Source organism: Thermopolyspora sp. NPDC052614 (assembly GCF_040678635.1).
Lineage (GTDB): Bacteria > Actinomycetota > Actinomycetes > Streptosporangiales > Streptosporangiaceae > Thermopolyspora.
In genome coordinates, this window is record NZ_JBFATZ010000033.1 from 17,571 (window position 1) to 37,215 (window position 19,645).

15 protein-coding genes and 2 pseudogenes are annotated in these 19,645 nt (G+C 71.0%); 11 read left to right on the forward strand and 6 right to left on the reverse strand.

Going from position 1 to position 19,645, the window contains the following annotated elements:
* Positions 1-145 precede the first annotated feature (145 nt).
* Positions 146-4,918 (reverse strand): DEAD/DEAH box helicase, encoded by a 4,773-nt coding sequence (locus tag AB0K60_RS36735; protein ID WP_364066179.1) that lies wholly within the window; start codon positions 4,916-4,918, stop codon positions 146-148.
* A gap of 403 nt (positions 4,919-5,321) precedes the next feature.
* Here AB0K60_RS36735 and AB0K60_RS36740 point away from each other — a divergent pair, with 403 nt between their 5' ends.
* The gene (locus tag AB0K60_RS36740) at positions 5,322-5,465 is read left to right on the forward strand and encodes a hypothetical protein (protein WP_364066182.1); all 144 of its coding nucleotides are present in this window, start codon (positions 5,322-5,324) and stop codon (positions 5,463-5,465) included.
* Between the two features lie 107 nt (positions 5,466-5,572).
* Here the strand turns inward: AB0K60_RS36740 and AB0K60_RS36745 are convergent, their stop codons facing one another.
* Positions 5,573-5,695: a hypothetical protein gene (locus tag AB0K60_RS36745; protein WP_364066184.1), complete on the reverse strand. Its 123-nt coding sequence runs from the start codon at positions 5,693-5,695 to the stop codon at positions 5,573-5,575.
* A 61-nt stretch (positions 5,696-5,756) separates the two neighbouring features.
* Between AB0K60_RS36745 and AB0K60_RS36750 the strand changes: the two genes are divergently transcribed.
* From AB0K60_RS36750 to rny, 6 genes and pseudogenes are all read left to right on the forward strand, one after another.
* Positions 5,757-5,951, forward strand: coding sequence for a DUF3046 domain-containing protein (locus AB0K60_RS36750; protein ID WP_364066187.1), 195 nt, complete (start codon positions 5,757-5,759; stop codon positions 5,949-5,951).
* 357 nt (positions 5,952-6,308) lie between these two features.
* Positions 6,309-7,157 (forward strand): annotated as a pseudogene (recA, locus tag AB0K60_RS36755) (recombinase RecA); the annotation flags it as partial.
* Positions 7,158-7,199: 42 nt separating this feature from the next.
* Positions 7,200-7,772, forward strand: a pseudogene (locus AB0K60_RS36760) (LAGLIDADG endonuclease); the annotation flags it as partial.
* Between the two features lie 171 nt (positions 7,773-7,943).
* Positions 7,944-8,588: a hypothetical protein gene (locus AB0K60_RS36765; RefSeq protein WP_364066226.1), complete on the forward strand. Its 645-nt coding sequence runs from the start codon at positions 7,944-7,946 to the stop codon at positions 8,586-8,588.
* Positions 8,589-8,659: 71 nt separating this feature from the next.
* Positions 8,660-9,295 (forward strand): regulatory protein RecX, encoded by a 636-nt coding sequence (locus AB0K60_RS36770; protein ID WP_364066229.1) that lies wholly within the window; start codon positions 8,660-8,662, stop codon positions 9,293-9,295.
* Between the two features lie 486 nt (positions 9,296-9,781).
* The gene (gene rny / locus AB0K60_RS36775; RefSeq protein ID WP_364066189.1) at positions 9,782-11,395 is read left to right on the forward strand and encodes a ribonuclease Y; all 1,614 of its coding nucleotides are present in this window, start codon (positions 9,782-9,784) and stop codon (positions 11,393-11,395) included.
* A 229-nt stretch (positions 11,396-11,624) separates the two neighbouring features.
* On the opposite strand, the gene AB0K60_RS36780 is transcribed toward rny, so the two are convergent.
* The 4 genes from AB0K60_RS36780 to AB0K60_RS36795 all read right to left on the reverse strand — a co-directional run bounded on the left by AB0K60_RS36780 (position 11,625) and on the right by AB0K60_RS36795 (position 14,973).
* Entirely contained in the window at positions 11,625-12,536 is a 912-nt protein-coding gene (locus AB0K60_RS36780; RefSeq protein ID WP_364066191.1) for an amino acid ABC transporter permease, read from the reverse strand.
* Positions 12,533-13,201, reverse strand: a complete 669-nt coding sequence (locus AB0K60_RS36785; RefSeq protein WP_364066194.1) for an amino acid ABC transporter permease — start codon at positions 13,199-13,201, stop codon at positions 12,533-12,535. The genes AB0K60_RS36780 and AB0K60_RS36785 overlap by 4 nt, the downstream gene beginning before the upstream one ends.
* 86 nt (positions 13,202-13,287) lie before the next feature.
* Positions 13,288-14,172 carry a glutamate ABC transporter substrate-binding protein gene (locus AB0K60_RS36790; protein WP_364066197.1) on the reverse strand — a complete coding sequence of 295 codons (885 nt, stop codon included), beginning with the start codon at positions 14,170-14,172 and terminating at the stop codon, positions 13,288-13,290.
* 45 nt (positions 14,173-14,217) lie between these two features.
* Entirely contained in the window at positions 14,218-14,973 is a 756-nt protein-coding gene (locus AB0K60_RS36795) for an amino acid ABC transporter ATP-binding protein (protein WP_364066200.1), read from the reverse strand.
* A 148-nt stretch (positions 14,974-15,121) separates the two neighbouring features.
* Between AB0K60_RS36795 and miaB the strand changes: the two genes are divergently transcribed.
* The 4 genes from miaB to miaA all read left to right on the forward strand — a co-directional run bounded on the left by miaB (position 15,122) and on the right by miaA (position 19,584).
* A complete protein-coding gene (miaB, locus tag AB0K60_RS36800) occupies positions 15,122-16,609 on the forward strand; it encodes a tRNA (N6-isopentenyl adenosine(37)-C2)-methylthiotransferase MiaB (RefSeq protein ID WP_364066203.1) in 1,488 nt (495 codons plus the stop codon).
* Between the two features lie 286 nt (positions 16,610-16,895).
* The gene (locus AB0K60_RS36805) at positions 16,896-17,711 is read left to right on the forward strand and encodes a hypothetical protein (RefSeq protein ID WP_364066206.1); all 816 of its coding nucleotides are present in this window, start codon (positions 16,896-16,898) and stop codon (positions 17,709-17,711) included.
* 211 nt (positions 17,712-17,922) lie between these two features.
* Complete coding sequence (locus AB0K60_RS36810; RefSeq protein WP_364066209.1) at positions 17,923-18,531, forward strand: methylated-DNA--[protein]-cysteine S-methyltransferase; 609 nt, start codon at positions 17,923-17,925, stop codon at positions 18,529-18,531.
* Between the two features lie 129 nt (positions 18,532-18,660).
* Positions 18,661-19,584 (forward strand): tRNA (adenosine(37)-N6)-dimethylallyltransferase MiaA, encoded by a 924-nt coding sequence (miaA, locus tag AB0K60_RS36815; RefSeq protein WP_364066232.1) that lies wholly within the window; start codon positions 18,661-18,663, stop codon positions 19,582-19,584.
* Positions 19,585-19,645: the final 61 nt, after the last annotated feature.

Below are 19,645 nucleotides of genomic sequence, written 5' to 3' on the forward strand. Positions count from 1 at the left end.
TGGCCGCCGGTGCCGAGTTCGTGGTCAAGGACTGAGAGCACCGGCCGCTGTGGTCACCCGCGCGTTCTCCGAGCTCCTGTTCGGCGTGTCCGCCCACGGCTGCGGCACCTGCCTTGAGTAGGCGTGCACGACACGACCGGTGACCCTAAGCGCGCAGGCGGAGGCCGCGTGGGGTGGGGTGGAAGCCTGCGGCCTCTAGTGCGGCGGCGAGGGGGGAGTCGTTGATGGGGGTGCCGTCGGCGCGTTCGACGGTGAGTTTGCCGAGGGCGCCGTCGCGGACGGCGAGGGCGAGGGCGTCCACCGCGGGCTGAAGGTCATCTTCGCCGAATGACAGCAGGCTCTTGCCGCCGCGCTCGACGTAGAGGACCAGGCGGCCGTCGACCAGCACCACGAGCGCGCCCGCCTTTCTGCCGGGTTTGTGGGATTGGTCCTCGGGGCGTTCGGGCCAGGGGAGCGCCGCGCCGTACGGGTTGGCGGGATCGGCGGCGGCCAGGACGACCGCCCTGGGGTGTGGATCTCGGCGGTGCCCGGAGAACGGGGCCATGGGGGCAAAAGGTGAGGTTTGGGCGGGAGGCGCGATGCGGTCGGTGGGCGTGTCGGGGGTAGGGGGCGCGATGTGATCGAGAGTTGCTGAGGGCGTTGGGAATGTGGGATCGGTGAGTGTGGCGGGACCGGGGACTGGGCCGGGAGCCATGGCTCGCATGCGGTCGACGGCGCCGGGCAGGGCGAACTGGGCGCCGCCGAGGCCCTCGACGAAGTAGCCGCGGCGGCATCGGCCGCTTTCCTCGAAGGCACGCAGCACCTGGTAGACCGCGGCGAAGCCGCCGGGGAGGCGCTCGGCGGTGACCGCGCCCCTGGTGAGGACGCCGTGGCGCTCCAGCAGCGTCTCGGCCTGGGCGTGTGCTCGCTGCGTGGCGTCGGGTGAGGGAGATGGGAGCGCCCACCAGCGTCCCGCGACCGTCGGAGGCCCGCTTCTGGTGGGCAGCACCGCCCGACGCCTGCGTCCGGCAGGGGACCGGTGGGCGGGTCTGCCGGTGCCGAGCGCCGCCCGCAGCGGGGCCAGCGTGTCGCCGGACACGCGGCCCGACCAGACCAGATCCCACAGGGTGGCGACCAGGGCCGAGTCGTCGAGAGAGCCGACCCGGCCGGACAGGTCGCGGAAGAACAGCGCTCCGCCGCCGGACAGCACGTCGAGGACCTGGTCGTGCAGCGGCGTCATCGTGATTTCCGTCGGCTCGGGGAGCAGCAGTGGCGCGGTGTCGGCGAAGTACAGCGCCACCCAGCCGTCGCCGCCCGGCAGCGACCCCTGCCCCGCCCAGATGACCTCGCCGGAGGCGGTGAGTTCGTCGAGCATCGCCGGCTCGTAGCCGGGCACCCGGGCGGGCAGCACCAACGTCTCCAGTGCCGAGGCGGGCACCGCCGCCCCCTGCAACTGCTCGATCGCCCCCACCAGGGCGTCCATGCCGCGCGGCCCCCGTCCGGAGGCGGAGATGCCGTGCCAGGCGGGGGAGAACGCGGCCAGCACCTCGGGCGCGACCGGCTCGACCTCCCGCCGCAGCCGCGCCAGCGAGCGTCGCCGCAGCAGCCGCAGCACGCCGGCGTCACACCATTCTTCGCCGCGCCCGCCGGGGCGGAACTCGCCCGCCGCCACCCGGCCGGTCGCGGCCAGCCGCCGCAGCGCGTCGGCCACGACGGCGACCCCGAGGCCGAACCGGTCGCTCGCGGTGGCCGCCGGGAACGGCCCGCGGGTGCGGGCGTGCCGCGCCACCAGGTCGCCGAGCGGGTCGGGCACGGGCTCCAGGAACGCGTGCGGCACCCCGACCGGCAGCGGCACCCCGAGCGCGTCGCGCAGCCGCGCCGCGTCCTCGATCGCCGCCCACTGCTCGATCCCGGCGATCCGGATCCGGATCGCCCGGCGGGCCGCCTCCAGATCGGCGAGCCAGGCCGGGTCGCCCTCGCGTACGGTGACGTCCTCGGCGAGCAGCGGCCCGTGCGAGCGCAGCAAATCGGCGAGGTCCTCGGCGTCGCGCAACGGCCGGTCGAGCCGGGCCAACTCCCGCTCGGTCTCGGCGATCACGTCGGGGTCGAGCAACTCGCGAAGGTCGGCCTGGCCGAGCAGTTCGGCCAGCAGGCTGGTGTCGAGGGCGAGCGCCTGGGCCCGCCGCTCGGCCAGCGGTGCGTCGCCCTCGTACATGAACGCGCCGACGTAGCGGAACAGCAGCGACGCGGCGAACGGCGACGCCTGCGACGTCTCCACCTCCACCACGCGCACCCGCCGCGCCGCGATGTCGCGCATCAGCGCCACCAGCCCCGGCACGTCGAAGACGTCCTGCAGGCACTCGCGCATCGTCTCCAGCACCACCGGGAACGACCCGTACTTGCTCGCCACCCCCAGCAGGTGCGCCGCCCGCTGCCGCTGCTGCCACAGCGGGGTGCGGCGGCCCGGGTTGCGGCGCGGCAGCAGCAGCGCCCGTCCGGCGCACTCCCGGAACCGGGCCGCGAACAGCGCCGATCCGCCCAGCTCCTCGGTGACGATCTGCTCGATCTCGTCGGCGTCGAAGACCGCCACGTCGGCCGGGGCGTTGTCGAGGGTGTCCGGCACGCGCAGCACGATGCCGTCGTCGGAGTGCACGGCCTGCACGTCCACGCCGTAGCGCTCGCGCAGCCGCCGCCCGATCGCCAGCGCCCATGGCGCGTGCACCCGCGCGCCGTACGGGGAGTGCACCACCACCCGCCAGTCGCCCAGCTCGTCGTGGAAGCGCTCGATCAGCAGCGTGCGGTCGTCGGGGACGTAGCCGGTCGCCTCCCGCTGCTCGGTCAGGTACGCCAGCAGGTTGGACACGGCGAACTCGTCCAGCCCGGCCGCGCGGGCGCGCTGCGCCGCCTGCTCGGACTTCGCGCCGGACAGCTCGCGCAGGAACGCGCCGATGGCCCGGCCAAGCTCGACCGGGCGGCCGGGCGTGTCGCCGTGCCAGAACGGCAGCTTGCCCGGCTGGCCGGGAGCGGGGGAGACCAGCACCCGGTCCGGGCCGATGTCCTCGATGCGCCAGGAGGTGGCGCCCAGCACGAACACATCGCCGACCCGCGACTCGTACACCATCTCCTCGTCCAGCTCGCCCACCCGGGCGGCACGGTCGCCGCCGGCCAGGAACACGCCGAACAGGCCGCGGTCGGGGATCGTGCCGCCGCTGGTCACCGCGAGCCGCTGCGCGCCCGGCCGCCCGCGCAGCGTGCCGGTCACCCGGTCCCACACGATGCGGGGGCGCAGCTCGGCGAACTCCTCGCTCGGGTACCGCCCGGCGAGCATGTCGAGCGTCGCCTCCAGCGCCGACCGGGGCAGCGTCGCGTACGGCGCGGCCCGCTTGACCACGGCCTCCAACTCGTCGACGGTCCACTCGTCCATGGCCGTCATCGCCACGATCTGCTGGGCCAGCACGTCGAGCGGGTTGCGCGGGTAGCGCAGCTCCTCGATCCCGCCGCTCCTCATGCGCTCGGCGACCACCGCCGTCTGAATCAAGTCGCCCCGGTACTTCGGGAAGATCACGCCCTTGGAGACCGCGCCGACCTGGTGCCCGGCGCGGCCGATGCGCTGCAGGCCGCTGGCCACGCTCGGCGGGGCCTCCACGCAGGCGACCAGGTCCACCGCGCCCATGTCGATGCCGAGCTCCAGGCTGGAGGTCGCCACCACGGCCGGCAGCCGCCCGGACTTCAGCGCCTCCTCGATGTGCGCCCGCTCCTGCTTCGACACCGACCCGTGGTGCGCCCGCACGACCTCGCCGCCCTCACCCGGACCCGAGGCGAGCCCTCGGCCGGTCCCGGCTTGGGCCATGTACTCGGCCGGGGACATCCGCGCCCCGGGAGCGGCCCCGCGCCCGGACGCGCCCGCGCCCTCCGGCTCCCGGCCCGGTCTGCCGCCCGCGTCCTGCGGCTCCCGGCCCGGTCTGCTGCCCGCTTCCTCGCCCTCGCCGGTCGGGCCAAGGCGCCGGTCATAGGACAGCTCGTTGAGACGGGTGCACAACCGCTCGGCCAGCCGACGCGAGTTGGCGAACACGATCGTTGAGCGGTGGGCCTCGATCAGGTCGAGCAGATGCTCCTCCACATGCGGCCAGATGCCGCGCCCGCGCTCGGTCGGCGGTGCGCCGTACTCATCCGGAGGACCGCCCGGATCGGGCGGCGGCGGAGGGGGCTCCGCCATGTCCTCCACCGGAACGACCACCTCGATCTCCAGTCGCTTCTCGTGCGGCGGCTGCACCACCACCGCCGGGCGGGAACCGCCGAGGAACGCGGCCACCTCGCCGACCGGCCGCACGGTCGCCGACAGCCCGATGCGCTGGGCGGGCCGCTCCAGCAACGCGTCCAGCCGTTCCAGGGTGAGGGCGAGGTGCGCCCCCCGCTTGGTGGCGGCGACGGCGTGGACCTCGTCCACGATCACGGTCTCCACGCCTCGCAGCGCCTGCCGGGCCTGGCTGGTCAGGATGAGGAACAGCGACTCCGGCGTGGTGATCAGGATGTCGGCGGGCTTGGCGGCGAAGCGCCGGCGATCCTCGGCTGGGGTATCCCCCGAGCGCACCGCCACCGAGATCTCCGGCACCTGCAGGCCCAACCGCCGCGCGGTCTGCCGCAACCCCGCCAGCGGCGCCCGCAGGTTGCGCTCCACGTCCACCGCCAGCGCCTTCAGCGGCGACACGTACACCACCCGGCACCGACGCGACGCGTCCTCCACGCCGGGGGCCGAGGCCAGCCGATCGAGCGACCACAGGAAGGCCGCGAGCGTCTTCCCCGAACCGGTGGGCGCGACCACCAGCGTGTTGTCCCCCCGGGCGATCGAGGCCCACGCCCCCGCCTGAGCCGCCGTCGGCTCGGCGAAGGCCCCCTCGAACCACTGCCTGGTCACCGTGCTGAAATGGTCGAGCACCATGCGTTCATCTTGCCTCTGCCCACCGACAGTTTCGTCCGCCGAGCCTTGCGTCCGCTCGTCGTCCGTCTTGAGGAGAGCGTCCCGAACGCCTACATGTCCGGTCGGGTGAGCCCTTTCGCCATCGAGTGCATCTCGGTCCTCTTCGGTGCCTTTGGTCCGTCTCGCCGGGGGGCGTCGGAGAAGCGCCGGGCTCCGCGGCTGTCATGGCGCTACGGATCGACTCGTTCTCGGTTCCCGCGAGGGACGGTACGACCCGCGCGGTTACGCGGCAGGCCGAGGGCGTCGGCGTGCCGTACCAGGTTGAGAACGGCGCCTCGATCCTTTTCCGCGATCTCGGTCCATCTCGGTTCCCGCGAGGGACGGTACGACCCGCGCGGTTACGCGGCAGGCCGAAGGGGTCGGCGTGCCGTACCAGGTTGAGAACGGCGCCTCGATCCTTTTCCGCGACCTCGGTCCGTTCCGATCGACCTTGATCGACCTCGTCGGCACCCCGCCTGGGACCGCTCGCCGCCCCCTCGGCGCGGTGTACGGCATGTGGGTGCCGTGATGACAGATCCCGCACGCCCGAGCCGGAGAACCGAACTCCTTCGGAGACTCCTTCGAGAAATTTCTCCGGGGCTCGGGCGAACCCGGGTAAGCCGGGTACGCGGGCCCTTACCCGCCCTTGCGTTCGCGTCGCTCCCGGCGGGCCTTCTGCTCGGCCTGCAGCCGCCGCGACTTCAGCAGGCGGCGCTTGGCTCGATGCGCGAGACGCTGGGCGCGCGTGAGCTTCTTCATGGGGGACCTCCTTTTGGGTGGGGCGTCCGGCCCATCGCTCGGAGCGTCTCATACTTGAAGGGTGCGTTTGACAGAGTTCTGGAATCGCATGCACCGGCAGTTCGGCGAGACCTACGCCGAGTCGTGGGCCAGAGACTTCGTGATCGCGGAGCTGGGCCACCGTACGGTCGTGCAGGCCCTGGCCGAGGGCGAATCGGCCAAGGACGTCTGGCGCGCGGTCTGTGCGACCACCGACGTGGACCCCAAGCTGCGCTGAGCGGCCGGGACTTGGGCGGCCGGGACGGGGCGGCGGGGAGAGGGCCGCTCGTCCGGCGAGCCGTCGGCGGTGACCGGGCGGACATGGGCGACATAGGGAGACGTGCGCGGAAGTGCGCTTCGGCCCGGCCGTGCCCCTGCGCCGGGTCGGGCGTCGCGATGGTGATCGCGGACGGTGGCGGATCGTGACCCGGCGGCGTGGTTCGACTGACGATCGAACAGTCGTTCGGCTATGCTGGGGGGACCGCCGGAGAAGGTGCCACCACGCGGACGGGCGAGTGTCGCCGGGAAAATGTCGGCGGCACCCCATAGCTTGCTGGTGACCGACAGGACCCACAACCCTCACAGGGGGCATCCAATGGCAGCCAACGACCGCGAGAAGGCTCTTGAGACCGCGCTCGCCCAGATCGAGCGTCAGTTCGGCAAGGGCTCCGTCATGCGCCTCGGGGACGAGACGCGCGCCCCCGTCGAGGTGATCCCGACCGGCTCGATCGGGCTCGACATCGCGCTGGGCATCGGCGGGCTGCCGAGGGGCCGGGTGGTCGAGATCTACGGCCCGGAGTCGTCGGGTAAGACGACCGTCGCGCTGCACGCGGTGGCCAACGCGCAGAAGGCCGGCGGCATCGCCGCGTTCATCGACGCCGAGCACGCCCTCGACCCCGAGTACGCCAAGAAGCTCGGCGTGGACACCGACGCGTTGCTGGTCTCCCAGCCCGACACCGGCGAGCAGGCGCTGGAGATCACCGACATGCTGATCCGCTCCGGCGCGATCGACATCGTCGTCATCGACTCGGTGGCCGCCCTGGTGCCCAAGGCCGAGATCGAGGGCGAGATGGGCGACAGCCACGTCGGCCTCCAGGCCCGCCTGATGTCCCAGGCCCTGCGCAAGCTGACCGGCGCCATCAACCAGACCCGCACCACCGCGATCTTCATCAACCAGCTCCGCGAGAAGGTCGGCGTCATGTTCGGGTGCATGTCCTACTCGACCCGGGTCACCCTGGCGGACGGCACCCAGGAGAAGATCGGGAAGATCGTCAACCAGCGCTTGGACGTCGAGGTCCTCTCCTACGACCCCGAGACCGGGAAGGTCGTCCCGCGGCGTGTCACGAACTGGTTCGACAACGGGAACGCCGACCGGTTCCTGCAGTTCACCGTCGCCAAGTCGGGAGGCGACGGCAAAGCGCGGTTCGCCGCCACGGAGAACCACCTCATCCGGACGCCCGGCGGCTGGCGGGAGGCTGGCGAGCTCATCGCCGGCGACCGGCTCATGATCATGGAGACCCATCGGCTCAGCGACCGGCAGTGGCAGGTCGTCCTCGGCTCCCTGATGGGTGACGGCAGCCTGTCGCCCAACCCGAGCGGCCGCACCGGTGTGCGGTTCCGCATGGGGCACGGGGCGAAGCAGGAGGCCTACCTCGACTGGAAGTGCTCCCTGCTCGGCAACATCAAGCACACCAGGTCCACCAACGCCAAGGGGGCCGTGTTCGCGGACTTCACGCCGCTGCCCGAGCTCGATGAGCTTCGCCAGGTCGTCTACTTCGGCGACGGCAAGAAGCACCTCACGTGGGACTACCTCAAGGCGCTCACCCCGCTCGCGCTCGCCGTGTGGTACATGGACGACGGCGGGTTCACGGTTCGTTCCAAGGGCGTCCAGCAGCGCACCGACGGTGGCACCGGGCGGATCGAGTTCTGCGTGGAGGCGATGAGCCCCGGCTCGCGCGAGCGCCTGCGCGACTACCTCCGCGACACCTACGGCCTGAACGTCAAGCTGGACCTCCGAGGAGCGCGAAAGGTCGCGGTGCTGCAGTTCGACACCGCGTCGTCGGCGAAGTTCCAGCAGCTCATCGCGCCGTACGTGCACCCCTCGATGGCCTACAAGCTGCTGCCGAGGTTCCAGAACCGGTTCGCGGTCGAGCCTGAGTTCGCCGAAGCCGAGCAGCGGCTGGTGCCCGCCGAGATCCTGGATGTGCGTGTCAAGCCGAAGACCCGGTCGATGAAGAAGTTCGACATCGAGGTGGAGGGCACGCACAACTACTTCGTGGACGGTGTCATGGTCCACAACAGCCCGGAGACCACCACCGGTGGTAAGGCGCTGAAGTTCTACGCCTCGGTGCGTCTCGACATCCGTCGCATCGAGACGCTCAAGGATGGCACCGAGCCGGTCGGCAACCGGACCCGGGTGAAGGTCGTCAAGAACAAGATGGCGCCGCCGTTCCGGACGACCGACTTCGACATCCTGTACGGCGTCGGCATCTCCCGCGAGGGCGGGCTGATCGACATGGGCGTGGAGCAGGGCTTCATCCGCAAGTCGGGTGCCTGGTACACCTACGAGGGCGACCAGCTCGGGCAGGGCAAGGAGAACGCCCGCAACTTCCTGAAGAACAACCCCGACATCGCCAACGAGATCGAGAAGAAGATCAAGGAGAAGCTCGGGGTCGGGCCGCGCATCGACGCGCCGGCCGTTCAGCCTCCGGCCGGTGCCGCGTCGGGGCCCGGAGCGGCTCCCGCGGCCACGACGGCCGCGCGTGCCACCGCCGGTTCCGCCGCTGGTTCCGCCGCCGCGTCCGGCCGTTCCACCGCCGCCGCGTCCGCGCGGGGCGCGAAGGCGGCCGCCGCGCCTCGGCCCGGTGACGTCTGATCGGCCGAACCGTGGCATCGGAAGCGACCCCAGGCCCCCGGCGTCAGAGGCGGCGCGGGGGCGGGGGGTGGCTGCCCGACGGGCCGACCGAGGGATCCGCGGCGAGCCTGGGTCCCGACGCCGATCCGCAGGCGGTCGCGCGGGCCATCTGCCTGCGCATGCTCACGGCGGCGCCGCGCACCCGGGCGCAACTCGAGGCCGCGCTCCAGCGCCGGGGCGTGCCCGAGGACGCGGCGCAGGCCGTGCTGGAGCGCTTCGGCGAAGTGGGCCTCATCGACGATGAAGCGTTCGCCGAGGCCTGGGTCAGCTCCCGGCACGCCGGGCGCGGCCTGGGCCGCAAGGCCCTCGCCGCCGAGCTGCGCCACCGCGGCGTCGACGACGACACCGTCCGCGACGCCGTCGACCACCTCGACCCGGAGGAGGAACTGGAGACGGCCCGCCGCCTGGTCACCCGCCGCCTTCCCTCCACCCGCAATCTCCCCACGGCGACCCGCACCCGGCGCCTCACCGGCATGCTCGCCCGCAAGGGCTACCCCCCGGGCCTGGCCTTCCGCGTCGTCCGCGAAGCGCTGGAGGCGGAACGGGAATCCGGCGGCCTCGACCACGACGACCCGGACGATGCCTCCCTTGAGCTGGAGGCACTGGAAGGGGCCTTCATGGACGAGACGTCCGATGACCCCTTCCCCGGCGGCCCTTTCACGTCCTAACGCCGGGTCGCCCGGCCGTAATGGTGCAGACCGGCATGGGTGTGGAGCGGATGGGGGCGATCAGTGTGTCCGGTGACCGTTCGGGGCCGCGGTTGGGCCTGCGCGATCAATGGTCGGCGTTGCGGGACGGTGCTGGTGTGGTTGAGGGGGTTTGTCAGAACGGTGAATATGGTAGGTGATGGGTGGATTCAGGGGATATGGGGGAGGCTGGAAGCCGTTTGAGAGTGAGCTTTGCCTTGCCGTGGCTTGCTCGTTGCCTCATTGACACCTAATCTCGACCATAGTGAGGAGTTACTCCGCGCAGTGCGGATTGCCATAACGGTGAGCAACGGACGAAGAAGGCTGTTTTCGCCTGACGGTCGGGTTCAGGTGGTCGATAGGCCGTGCCTGGGGGCCGTGTTGTCCGCGTAGCGTCACCCTGGTCTGTCACTGTGCGTATGTAGCCCCTCGCGTGACGATATCGAGACGCGAGGAGTGGGTGGGCGCATGGGCAACATCGCGCTGACGGTAGCTGTTCTCCTACTTGCCGTCGTCGCGGCTGCCGCACTCGTCGTTCTGGTCCGTCGCACGGGCGCCGATCGCCGAACAAACGCGTCCAGTCCCTCTCCTGAGCAACTGGCCGAGGCTCACGTCGAGTTGGAGGAGGCCCAGCGCGAGGCCGCCCAGATTCGTGACAAGGCGAACAACGACGCCGAGGAGATCCTGCGTAAGTCCGAGGCCGCCGCGGAGACCGTTGCGCAGATGCGCAAGGAGGTCGAGGAGGAGACGCGGATCCTCAAATCCGAGCTCAAGGAGCTGCGGTCGGACCTGGAGCGCAGGGAGAATCGGCTCGCCGAGCGGGAGCAGCGGCTCGACGAGGAGGCCCGGCGGCAGGCGGAGCGGGCCAGGAAATTGGCCGAGACCGAGACCAGGCTTGCCGACCGCCGTGCGGAGCTGGAGCAGATGGAGGACGAGCGCCGGGCGATGCTGGAGCGCATCGCCGGTCTCACCGCCGAGCAGGCCAAGAACGAACTCGTCCAGACCATCGAGAACCAGGCCAAGCGCGAGGCGGCGCTGATCGTCCGGGAAATCGAGGGCGAGGCGCGTAGAGAGGGGGAGAAGCGCGCCACCAAGATCGTCACGCTGGCGGTGCAGCGCATCGCCACCGAGCAGACGGCCGAGTCGGTCGTCTCGGTGTTGCACCTGCCCGGCGACGAGATGAAGGGCCGCATCATCGGCCGCGAAGGCCGCAACATCCGCGCCTTCGAGTCCACCACCGGCGTCAACCTGATCATCGACGACACCCCTGAGGCCGTGCTGCTGTCCTGTTTCGACCCGGTACGCCGGGAGACCGCGCGGCTCACCCTGGAGAAGCTCATCCTTGACGGGCGCATCCACCCGCAGCGCATCGAGGAGGCGTACGAGCGCAGCAAGGCCGAAGTGCGGGACCTGTGCGTGCGCGCGGGCGAGGACGCGCTCGTCGAGCTCGGCATCACCGACATGCACCCCGAGCTGATCACGCTGCTCGGCCAGCTTCGCTACCGCACGTCCTATGGGCAGAACGTGCTCAAGCACCTGATCGAGTCCGCCCACATCGCCGGCATCATGGCTGCCGAGCTGCGGCTCGACCCGATGCTGCTGAAGCGCTGCACGGTCCTGCACGACATCGGCAAGGCCCTCACCCATGAGGTCGAGGGCAGCCACGCCCTCATCGGCGCCGAGATCGCCCGCCGGTACGGCGAGCACGAGGATGTCGTGCACGCCATCGAGGCCCATCACAACGAGGTCGAGGTGCGCACGGTGGAGGCCGTCCTCACCCAGGCCGCCGACGCCATCAGCGGCGGCAGGCCGGGAGCGCGCCGCGAGTCGCTGGAGGCCTACGTCAAGCGTCTGGAGCGGCTGGAGGAGATCGCCCAGTCGTACGAGGGCGTGGAGAAGGTTTTCGCCATGCAGGCCGGCCGGGAGATCAGGGTCATGGTCAAGCCCGACTCGGTCGACGACATCCAGGCCCAGGTCATCGCCCGCGACGTGGCCAAGCAGGTCGAGGAGGAGCTCACCTACCCCGGCCAGATTCGCATCACCGTCGTCCGCGAGTCCCGCGCCACCGAGTTCGCCCGCTGACCTTCGCCACCGGTCTTCCCCGCTAGCCTTCGCCACCGCCCTTCCCCGCCGGCCTCGGCGGCACCGGCCGGAGGTCCTCCCCGTCGGCTTCCCCGTCACCCGCCGAGAGCGAGGAGAGGGGATGCCGAAGAGGAGGGGACGGCGAGGAGAGGGGACGAGGAGAGGAGACGGAGTCTCCGGCCGTCCGGGGGGAATCGGGGACGGCCGGAGACGTGGTGAAAGTCGTGGGCTACTCCATGCCGGCGAGGCCGCCGGACGAGCCGTTGCGCTGGGTGCCGACGCCCACCAGGGCGCTGGGCGGGGCGACCGGACGGGCGCTCGTCTTGCGGCTGCGGCGGCTGCGGCGTTCCAGCCAGTGGGCCAGGGCGCTGAGCGCCATGTTCAGCCCGATGTAGATGATGCCGATGACGATCGCGCTGCTCACCCGGGTGCCGAAGTAGTTCGCCGGCAGGATCTGGAAGCCCATGCTGAGCAGGTCCTGGTAGGCGATGATGTACCCGAGCGCGGTGTCCTTGAGCAGCACCACGAGCTGGCTGACGATCGCGGGCATCATCGCCGTGATCGCCTGCGGGATGAGGATCAGCCACATGACGCCGCTCTTGCGCAGGCCGATCGCGTACGCGGCCTCCGACTGCCCCCTGGGTACGGCCAGCACCCCCGCGCGTACCACCTCGGCGAGCACCGACCCGTTGTACAGGGTGAGCCCGGCCACCAGAGCGGCGAGCGTGTAGTCGCCGCTGCCGAGCACGCTCGGTGCGAGGAAGAACAGGAAGAAGATCAGCAGCAGCAGCGGGATCGCCCGGAAGGTCTCGACGACCACCCCGGCCGGCATCCGGATCCATCGGTGGTCGGACAGCCGGGCGAGCCCGAACAGCGCACCGAAGATCAGCGCGAACACCGCGCCGAGCGCGGCCGCCTCCAGCGTGCCGATGAGCCCGGGGATGATGAAGTCGGTCCAGGTCTTGGCCTCGAGGAAGTGCTGCCAGAGAATCGGGTTCCACTGGCCCTTCTCGTCGAACTTGGCGTACGCGAAGTACGCCCCGCCCAGCACCACCACCACGGCGAGCAGCGTGAGGATGTTGTTGCGCAGCCGCGCCCGAGGCCCCGGGGCGTCGAACAGGACGTTCGCCCGCGTGCTCATCGCGCCACCGCCATTCGCTTGGCCAGCCACCCGGTGAAGAACCCGATGGGAAGGGTCACGGCCATGAACGCGACGACCAGGCCGAGGAAGATGGGGATCGACACGCCGGTGTCGTCGAAGGTGTCGCGCATGACGAACGCGGACTCGGCGAGGTACCCGGCCGCGATCGCCACGGTCGTGTTCTTCGTCATCGCGATCATCACGCTGCCGAGGGGCGCGATCACCGCCCGCATCGCCTGCGGCAGGATGATCAACCGCAGCGACTGGAAGAACGTGAGCCCGATGGCCCGCGCCGCCTCGGCCTGCCCGAGCGGCACGGTGTTGATGCCCGAGCGCAGCGCCTCGCACACGAACGTCGCGGTGTAGGCGGACAGGCCGAGCACGACCAGGTAGAAGCTGTTGGTGCTGGGCGTCTGGGAGAACTGCAGCCCGAGGGTGTCGCTGAGGCCGAGCGCGGAGAAGGCCAGCACCAGCGTCAGCGGGGTGTTGCGCACGACGTTGACGTAGATGCCGCCGGCGGCGCGCAGGATGGGTGTCGGCGCCACCCGCATGGCGACCAGGATCGTGCCGAGGATCATGGAGATGACCGCGCAGAGGGCGGCGAGCTCCACGTTATGCAGGAAGCCCACGGCGAGATCCGGGGCGTATTTGATCAGTTCATCCATCGTGCTCCACCCGGTCAGGACGGCGGCGGCCGGTGGCCTGCGGACCGGGCCCCGGCCGCCGCACGTCGGTTCGTCGGAGTGTCAGGTCAGGCACAGCCCTCGGCGGGCGGCGTCGCGGTGGGCAGGGTCAGGCCCTGCGCCTTGCCGAACCACTTGTCCAGCAGCGTCTTGGCGGTGCCGTCGCTGTACATCTTGGCGATCGCGGTGTTGACCGCCTCGCAGGTCTTGGTGTCGCCCTTCTTCAGGCCGACGCCGTACTTCTCGTCCGTGAACGGGTCGCCAAGGATCTTGAAGTTGCCGCCGCCCTGCCCGGCGAAGCCGGCGAGGATGAGGTCGTCGGTGGTGACCGCGTCGAGGTTGTTGCCGGCGAGCTTGGCCACGCACTCGGAGTAGTTCGCCGCACCGACGAGCTGGGCGTCGAGGTCGAGCTTGCCGTCCGGCGGCGGGTCGGTGATGCGCTTGTACGAGTTGGAGCCCGCGGCCTGGCAGATGCGCTTGCCCGCCAGGTCGGTGGCCTTGGTGATGTCGGTGGCGTCGGCCCGCACCATCGTGTCCTGGTGCGCGATGATGTACGGCCCGCCGAAGGTCACCTTCCCCTTGCGCTCCTCGGTGATCGAGTACGAGGCGAAGATGATGTCCACGGTGCCGTTGGCGAGGAACGCCTCGCGGTTGGAGGACGCCGACTCCTTCCACTCGATGTCGACGTCCTGCCCGCCGGCCAGCTCCTTCACGACGTACTTGGCCACGTCCACGTCGAAGCCCTGCGGCTCGCCGGCACCCGCCTTCAGGCCGAGGCCGGGCTGGTCCCACTTGGTGCCGACCACGACCTTCTTGCTGTTCTTGATCTTGTCAACCAGCGAACCGTCGCCGGCCGTGGCGGAGGTGTCGCCGCCGCCTCCGCCGCAGGCCGCCAAGCCCAGGGTGAGCGCGCCGGCGGCCGTGAGCGCCATCGCGAAACGTCGTACTCGCATTTCCGTTACCTCATTCTCTGGTGGAGGCCCGGTCGCCCCGACAACTCAGTGCGTCAAGATCTTGGACAGGAAGTCCTTCGCCCGATCGGTCTGCGGGCTGGTGAAGAACTCGTCGGGCGTGTTCTCCTCGACGACCTGGCCGTCGGCCATGAACACGACGCGGTTGGCCGCACGGCGCGCGAAGCCCATCTCGTGGGTGACGACCATCATCGTCATGCCCTCGCCGGCCAGGCCGATCATCACGTCGAGCACCTCCTGCACCATCTCGGGGTCGAGGGCGGAGGTGGGCTCGTCGAACAGGATCATCTTGGGGTCCATCGCCAGGGCGCGGGCGATGGCGCTGCGCTGCTGCTGACCGCCGGACAGTTGGGCGGGGTACTTCGACGCCTGGGCGGCGATGCCGACCCGTTCGAGCAGCTCCATGGCACGCTGCTCGGCCTGCTGCCGGGGGATCTTGCGCACCCGGATCGGCCCGAGCGTGACGTTCTCCAAGATCGTCCTGTGGGCGAAGAGGTTGAAGGACTGGAACACCATGCCCACGTCCGACCGCAGCCTGGCCAGCGCCTTGCCCTCGGCCGGCAGGGGTTCGCCGTCGAAGGTGATGGTGCCGGAGTCGATCGTCTCCAGCCGGTTGATCGTCCGGCACAGCGTCGACTTGCCGCCGCCGGACGGGCCGATGACGACGACGACCTCGCCGCGCGCGACGGTCAGGTTGATATCACGCAGGACATGCAATTCCCCGAAGAACTTGTTGACTCCTTCAAGCCTGACAAGGGGAGTTCGCTCCCCGGTCTCCGTCATGGTCAACAACGTAGGTGGGAGAGGGCCAAGGGTCACTAACCTCCTGGTACCGATCCGATCACAGCAGGTTTACGCACGACGTGACGGGCGCATGACCGGAAAATCGCGGCGTCGCGAAGTCCGGCGAGCGCCTACCCTTGTCAGTGCGATGACTGTCACCGAGCAGGGCGCCCGCACGTACGAGGTACGGACCTTCGGGTGCCAGATGAACGTGCACGACTCCGAGCGGCTGTCCGGGCTCCTGGAGGACGCCGGCTACGTGCCCGCCGGCGAGGGCGAGACGCCCGACGTGGTGGTCTTCAACACCTGCGCCGTGCGGGAGAACGCCGACAACCGCCTCTACGGCAACCTCGGCCACCTGCGTCCGGTGAAGGCCGGCCGCCCCGGCATGCAGATCGCCGTCGGGGGCTGCCTGGCGCAGAAGGACCAGGGCGAGATCGTACGGCGAGCCCCCTGGGTGGACGTCGTCTTCGGCACCCACAACATCGGCTCGCTGCCCGTCCTGCTGGAACGCGCCCGCGTGCAGCAGGAGGCGCAGGTCGAGATCAAGGAGGCGCTGGAGGTCTTCCCCTCCACGCTGCCGACCAAGCGCGAGTCCGCGTACGCCGCCTGGGTGTCGATCTCCGTCGGATGCAACAACACCTGCACGTTCTGCATCGTGCCGTCCCTGCGCGGCAAGGAGCGCGACCGCCGCCCCGGCGACGTGCTCGCCGAGGTGCGCGCCCTGGTCGAGCAGGGGGTGCTCGAGGTCACGCTGCTCGGGCAGAACGTCAACACCTATGGGGTGGAGTTCGGCGACCGGCTCGCGTTCGGCAAGCTGCTGCGGGCCTGCGGCGACGTCGAGGGCCTCGAGCGCGTGCGGTTCACCTCGCCGCACCCGGCCGCGTTCACCGACGACGTGATCGCGGCGATGGCCGAGACGCCCAACGTCATGCACCAGCTGCACATGCCGCTGCAGTCCGGCTCGGACCGGGTGCTGCGCGCCATGCGCCGCTCCTACCGCGCCGAGCGCTACCTCGGCATCATCGAGCGGGTCCGCGCCGCCATGCCGGACGCGGCGATCTCCACCGACATCATCGTCGGCTTCCCCGGCGAGACCGAGGAGGACTTCCAGGCCACCCTCGACGTGGTACGGCAGGCCCGGTTCGCGGGCGCCTACACGTTCCAGTACTCCATCCGCCCCGGCACCCCCGCCGCCACGATGGACGGCCAGGTCCCGCGCGAGGTGGTCCAGGAGCGGTACGAGCGGCTCGTCGCGCTGCAGAACGACATCTCGTGGTCGGAGAACAAGGCGCAGGTCGGCCGCGTCCTGGAGGTGCTCGTGGCCGAAGGCGAGGGCCGCAAGGACGACACCACCCACCGCATGTCCGGCCGCGCCCCCGACAACCGCCTGGTGCACTTCACGCCGCCCGCGGACGCCGCCGAGCGTCCCCGCCCCGGCGACATGGTCACCGTCGAGGTCACCTACGCCGCTCCGCATCATCTGGTCGCGGACGGGCCCGTGCTGAAGCTTCGCCGTACGCGGGCGGGGGACGCGTGGGAGGCCCGCGAGAACGCCGCCTGCGGGGTTCCGTCCGGCGCCTCCGGCGGCCAGGGCAGGGTCTCCTTGGGCATGCCGACCCTGCGTAGGCGCTGACCTCGGTCTTTCCCGGTTCGGCCGCCGGTGCTTGGGCGGCCGGGCCGGATCTCTCCGACGTCCCGGACGCGTGCTCGTCGATGGCCTGGGGGAGCGGGCGGGAGCAGGCACGTTCGGGACGGCTGATCGGGGTGAAACGTCGTTCGCGAGGTGCGTAGATTTAGGCGAATATGTCGTGATCTTTTTGTAATTGGCAGACTATTCGCTGTAATTGCGGTTAGGGTGGGCGACCAACTGCGGAAGCCGGAGTGGTTTCCCCTCGATCGCCGCAGGGAGAGTTCTACGCATGCGACGGCACGACGGCCCCCTCACGGGTGGGCCGGTACCGCCCGCCACGCCGACCCACGGCCAATCCGGGTCGTACGAGTACCTGACCGGGCCCGGAGGCGCGCCGGTCGATCCGCGTACTCCCTACGGCACCGGTACCGGCACTCCGAGCGGCCCCGGCGCCCCCGGCGGCGTGGGCACGCCCACCGGCCATGGCATTCCCCCCGGTCAGCACACTCCGCACCAGCCCGGCGCACCGGGCCGCCCCGGTAGGTCGGGGCAGCCTTCGCGCGGCCGTACGGTGCTCATCGCCTCGGCGATCGCCTTGGCGGCGGCGCTGACCTCGGGCGGGGTCGTCTACGTCCTGTCCTCACGGGAGGCTCCCTCGGGCGGCTCGAACCCGGCCGCGTCCAGTGAGCCCCAGCGGGCCGGTGGCGAGAACGGCGGGGAGACCGAGCAGCAGGCAGGGCAGGGCGAGGAGAACCCTCCGGCCGAGGAGGGCGACGGCGGGGACGGCGGCGCAGACGGCTCGGCGGGCCTCCCCGAAGGAGATCCGGCCGCCGGCGAGGGCACCGACGGGTCGGCAGGCTCCGGCGGCGACGGTTCCGGCACCTCCGGCGGCGGGAGCGACAAGCCATCCACATCCGGCGACACGTCAAAGAACGACTCGGACAAAGGCTCCACCGGCAGCGGCGGGCAGGGCGACGGCAGCGCCGAGGACGACGGCCCGCCCTATCCGGACGGCCCGCCCGGCGCGATCCCCGGCACGCAACCGGATCCGGGCTTCGGCACCGGCGGACCCCCGTACCTGAATTCCGGAGGCGACCCTGTCTGACTCCGGCTGACCACCCCGGATCAGGCGTCCCGATCCGGCCGACCCGGTCGCCCCACACTGTCTCTTGAGCTCCCGTACGTCTCCCGCCTCAGTCGTACGGCCGGCTCAGGGGGCCGACCGGGCCGGCCTCCTCGGCCGTCCAACGCCCGCGGCACCATGGCCGCCGATCGTGCCCGCGGAATTGTCGGTCGAGGGCGGTACGTTGGTGGCGATGGAGCAGATTTCTCGCCGAACGGCGAAGGCCACCGGCGACGCGGACGAGCATGCGACGGCCACGGGCGACACCGTCGCGTTCGGCGGCGTGCCCACGCGACTCGGGCAGGTGCTGGTCGCGGTCACCGAGCGGGGCGTCGTCGCCACCGGCTTTCGCGACGGCCCCGCCGCGCGTGACCGCATCGCGCGGCGACTCGGGCTGCCTGTGGTCGACGACGCGGACCGCACCGCCGAGGCCCGCCGCGAGCTGGCGGCCTACTTCGCGGGGGAACTACGGACATTCACGATTCCGCTGGACTGGAGTCTGACCTCCCCGCTGCGCCGCCAGGTTCTCGGAACGCTGCTCGACACCGTTCCCTACGGGCAGGTCGTCACCTATGGCGAACTGGCCAGACGCAGCGGCGGCGACGTCCCGGCCCGCGCCATCGGGTCGATCATGGGCAGCAACCCGATCCCGATCATCGTTCCTTGTCACCGCGTCGTCGCGGGAGACGGCCTCGGCGGCTTCAGCGGAGGCGACGGCGTCGAGTCCAAGCGCCTGCTGCTCACCCTGGAGGGCCATCTGCCGCCCACCCTTTTCGAGCCCTACGACCTGCTGAAGGGCTAGCGAGGCCTAGCGTCCTGCGGACGCCGTGGGTGTGCGCCTTGATCTCGTCCGTGCGGGAGCGGTGGCGGGTGCGAAGAGGGCCGGGCACCCTCCGGTTCCTGCCAGACTCGTGCCATGAGCAATTCGCCGATGGCGCACCTTCCGGTGCTGGCCGTGATCGGTCCGACGGCGGCGGGCAAGTCCGACCTCGGCGTCGACCTGGCGCTCAGGCTCGGCGGCGAGATCATCAACGCCGACTCGATGCAGTTGTACGAGGGCATGGACATCGGTACGGCCAAGCTCACCTGGGCCGAGCGCCGCGGTGTGCCGCACCACCTGCTGGACGTGTGGCCCGTCACCAAGACCGCGAGCGTCGCCGAATACCAGCGCGCCGCACGCCGGATCATCGACGACCTGCGGGCCGCGGGCAAGGCGCCGATCCTGGTCGGCGGTTCCGGCCTCTACATCCGCGCCGCCCTCGACGACCTGGACTTCCCCGGCACCGACCCGGCCATCCGGGCCCGCCTTGAGGCCGAGTTGCACCGCTCCGGCCCAGGCCCCCTGTACCGGCGGCTCGCCGAGCGCGACCCCAGGGCCGCCGAGGCGATCCTGCCCAGCAACGGCCGCCGCATCGTGCGCGCCCTAGAGGTGATCGAGCTGTCGGGGCGGCCCTTCTCCGCCCGCATGCCCTCCTACGAGGCGATCTACCCCAGCGTCCAGATCGGCCTGGAAGTGCCCCGCCCCGAACTGGACGAGCGCATCGCCCTGCGCGTGGAACGCATGTGGCGCGCCGGGCTCGTCGACGAGGTGCGCCGTCTCGCCGACGCCGGCCTCGCCGACGGCATCACCGCCGCCCGCGCCCTCGGCTACGCCCAGGTCCTGCGCTTTCTGTCCGGCGAGTGGACCGAGGACAAGGCCAAGGAGGAGACCATCCGGGCCACCCGCAGGTTCGCCCGCCGCCAGGAATCCTGGTTCCGCCGCGATCCCCGCGTCCACTGGCTCCCGCACGACGCCCCCGACCTGCTGGACCGCGCCCTCACCCTGGTCACGGCCGACGCCGGCGTCTCACCCTGAGCCGGACGTGGGGCGGCTTGCCGGGCGTACGGCCGCGCAAACCGTTGGCGGCGCGAATCAG

Excerpts from the sequence above, each read along its gene's own strand:
- AB0K60_RS36780 (WP_364066191.1), bottom strand. The coding sequence starts at position 12,536 with ATGAGCACGCGGGCGAACGTCCTGTTCGACGCCCCGGGGCCTCGGGCG.
- AB0K60_RS36785 (WP_364066194.1), bottom strand. The coding sequence starts at position 13,201 with ATGGATGAACTGATCAAATACGCCCCGGATCTCGCCGTGGGCTTCCTG.
- AB0K60_RS36790 (WP_364066197.1), bottom strand. The coding sequence starts at position 14,172 with ATGCGAGTACGACGTTTCGCGATGGCGCTCACGGCCGCCGGCGCGCTC.
- AB0K60_RS36795 (WP_364066200.1), bottom strand. The coding sequence starts at position 14,973 with ATGACGGAGACCGGGGAGCGAACTCCCCTTGTCAGGCTTGAAGGAGTC.
- AB0K60_RS36765 (WP_364066226.1), top strand. The coding sequence starts at position 7,944 with ATGAAGAAGTTCGACATCGAGGTGGAGGGCACGCACAACTACTTCGTG.
- rny (WP_364066189.1), top strand. The coding sequence starts at position 9,782 with ATGGGCAACATCGCGCTGACGGTAGCTGTTCTCCTACTTGCCGTCGTC.
- miaB (WP_364066203.1), top strand. The coding sequence starts at position 15,122 with ATGACTGTCACCGAGCAGGGCGCCCGCACGTACGAGGTACGGACCTTC.
- AB0K60_RS36810 (WP_364066209.1), top strand. The coding sequence starts at position 17,923 with ATGGAGCAGATTTCTCGCCGAACGGCGAAGGCCACCGGCGACGCGGAC.
- miaA (WP_364066232.1), top strand. The coding sequence starts at position 18,661 with ATGGCGCACCTTCCGGTGCTGGCCGTGATCGGTCCGACGGCGGCGGGC.
- AB0K60_RS36735 (WP_364066179.1), bottom strand. The coding sequence starts at position 4,918 with ATGGTGCTCGACCATTTCAGCACGGTGACCAGGCAGTGGTTCGAGGGG.
- AB0K60_RS36805 (WP_364066206.1), top strand. The coding sequence starts at position 16,896 with ATGCGACGGCACGACGGCCCCCTCACGGGTGGGCCGGTACCGCCCGCC.
- AB0K60_RS36745 (WP_364066184.1), bottom strand. The coding sequence starts at position 5,695 with ATGAAGAAGCTCACGCGCGCCCAGCGTCTCGCGCATCGAGCCAAGCGC.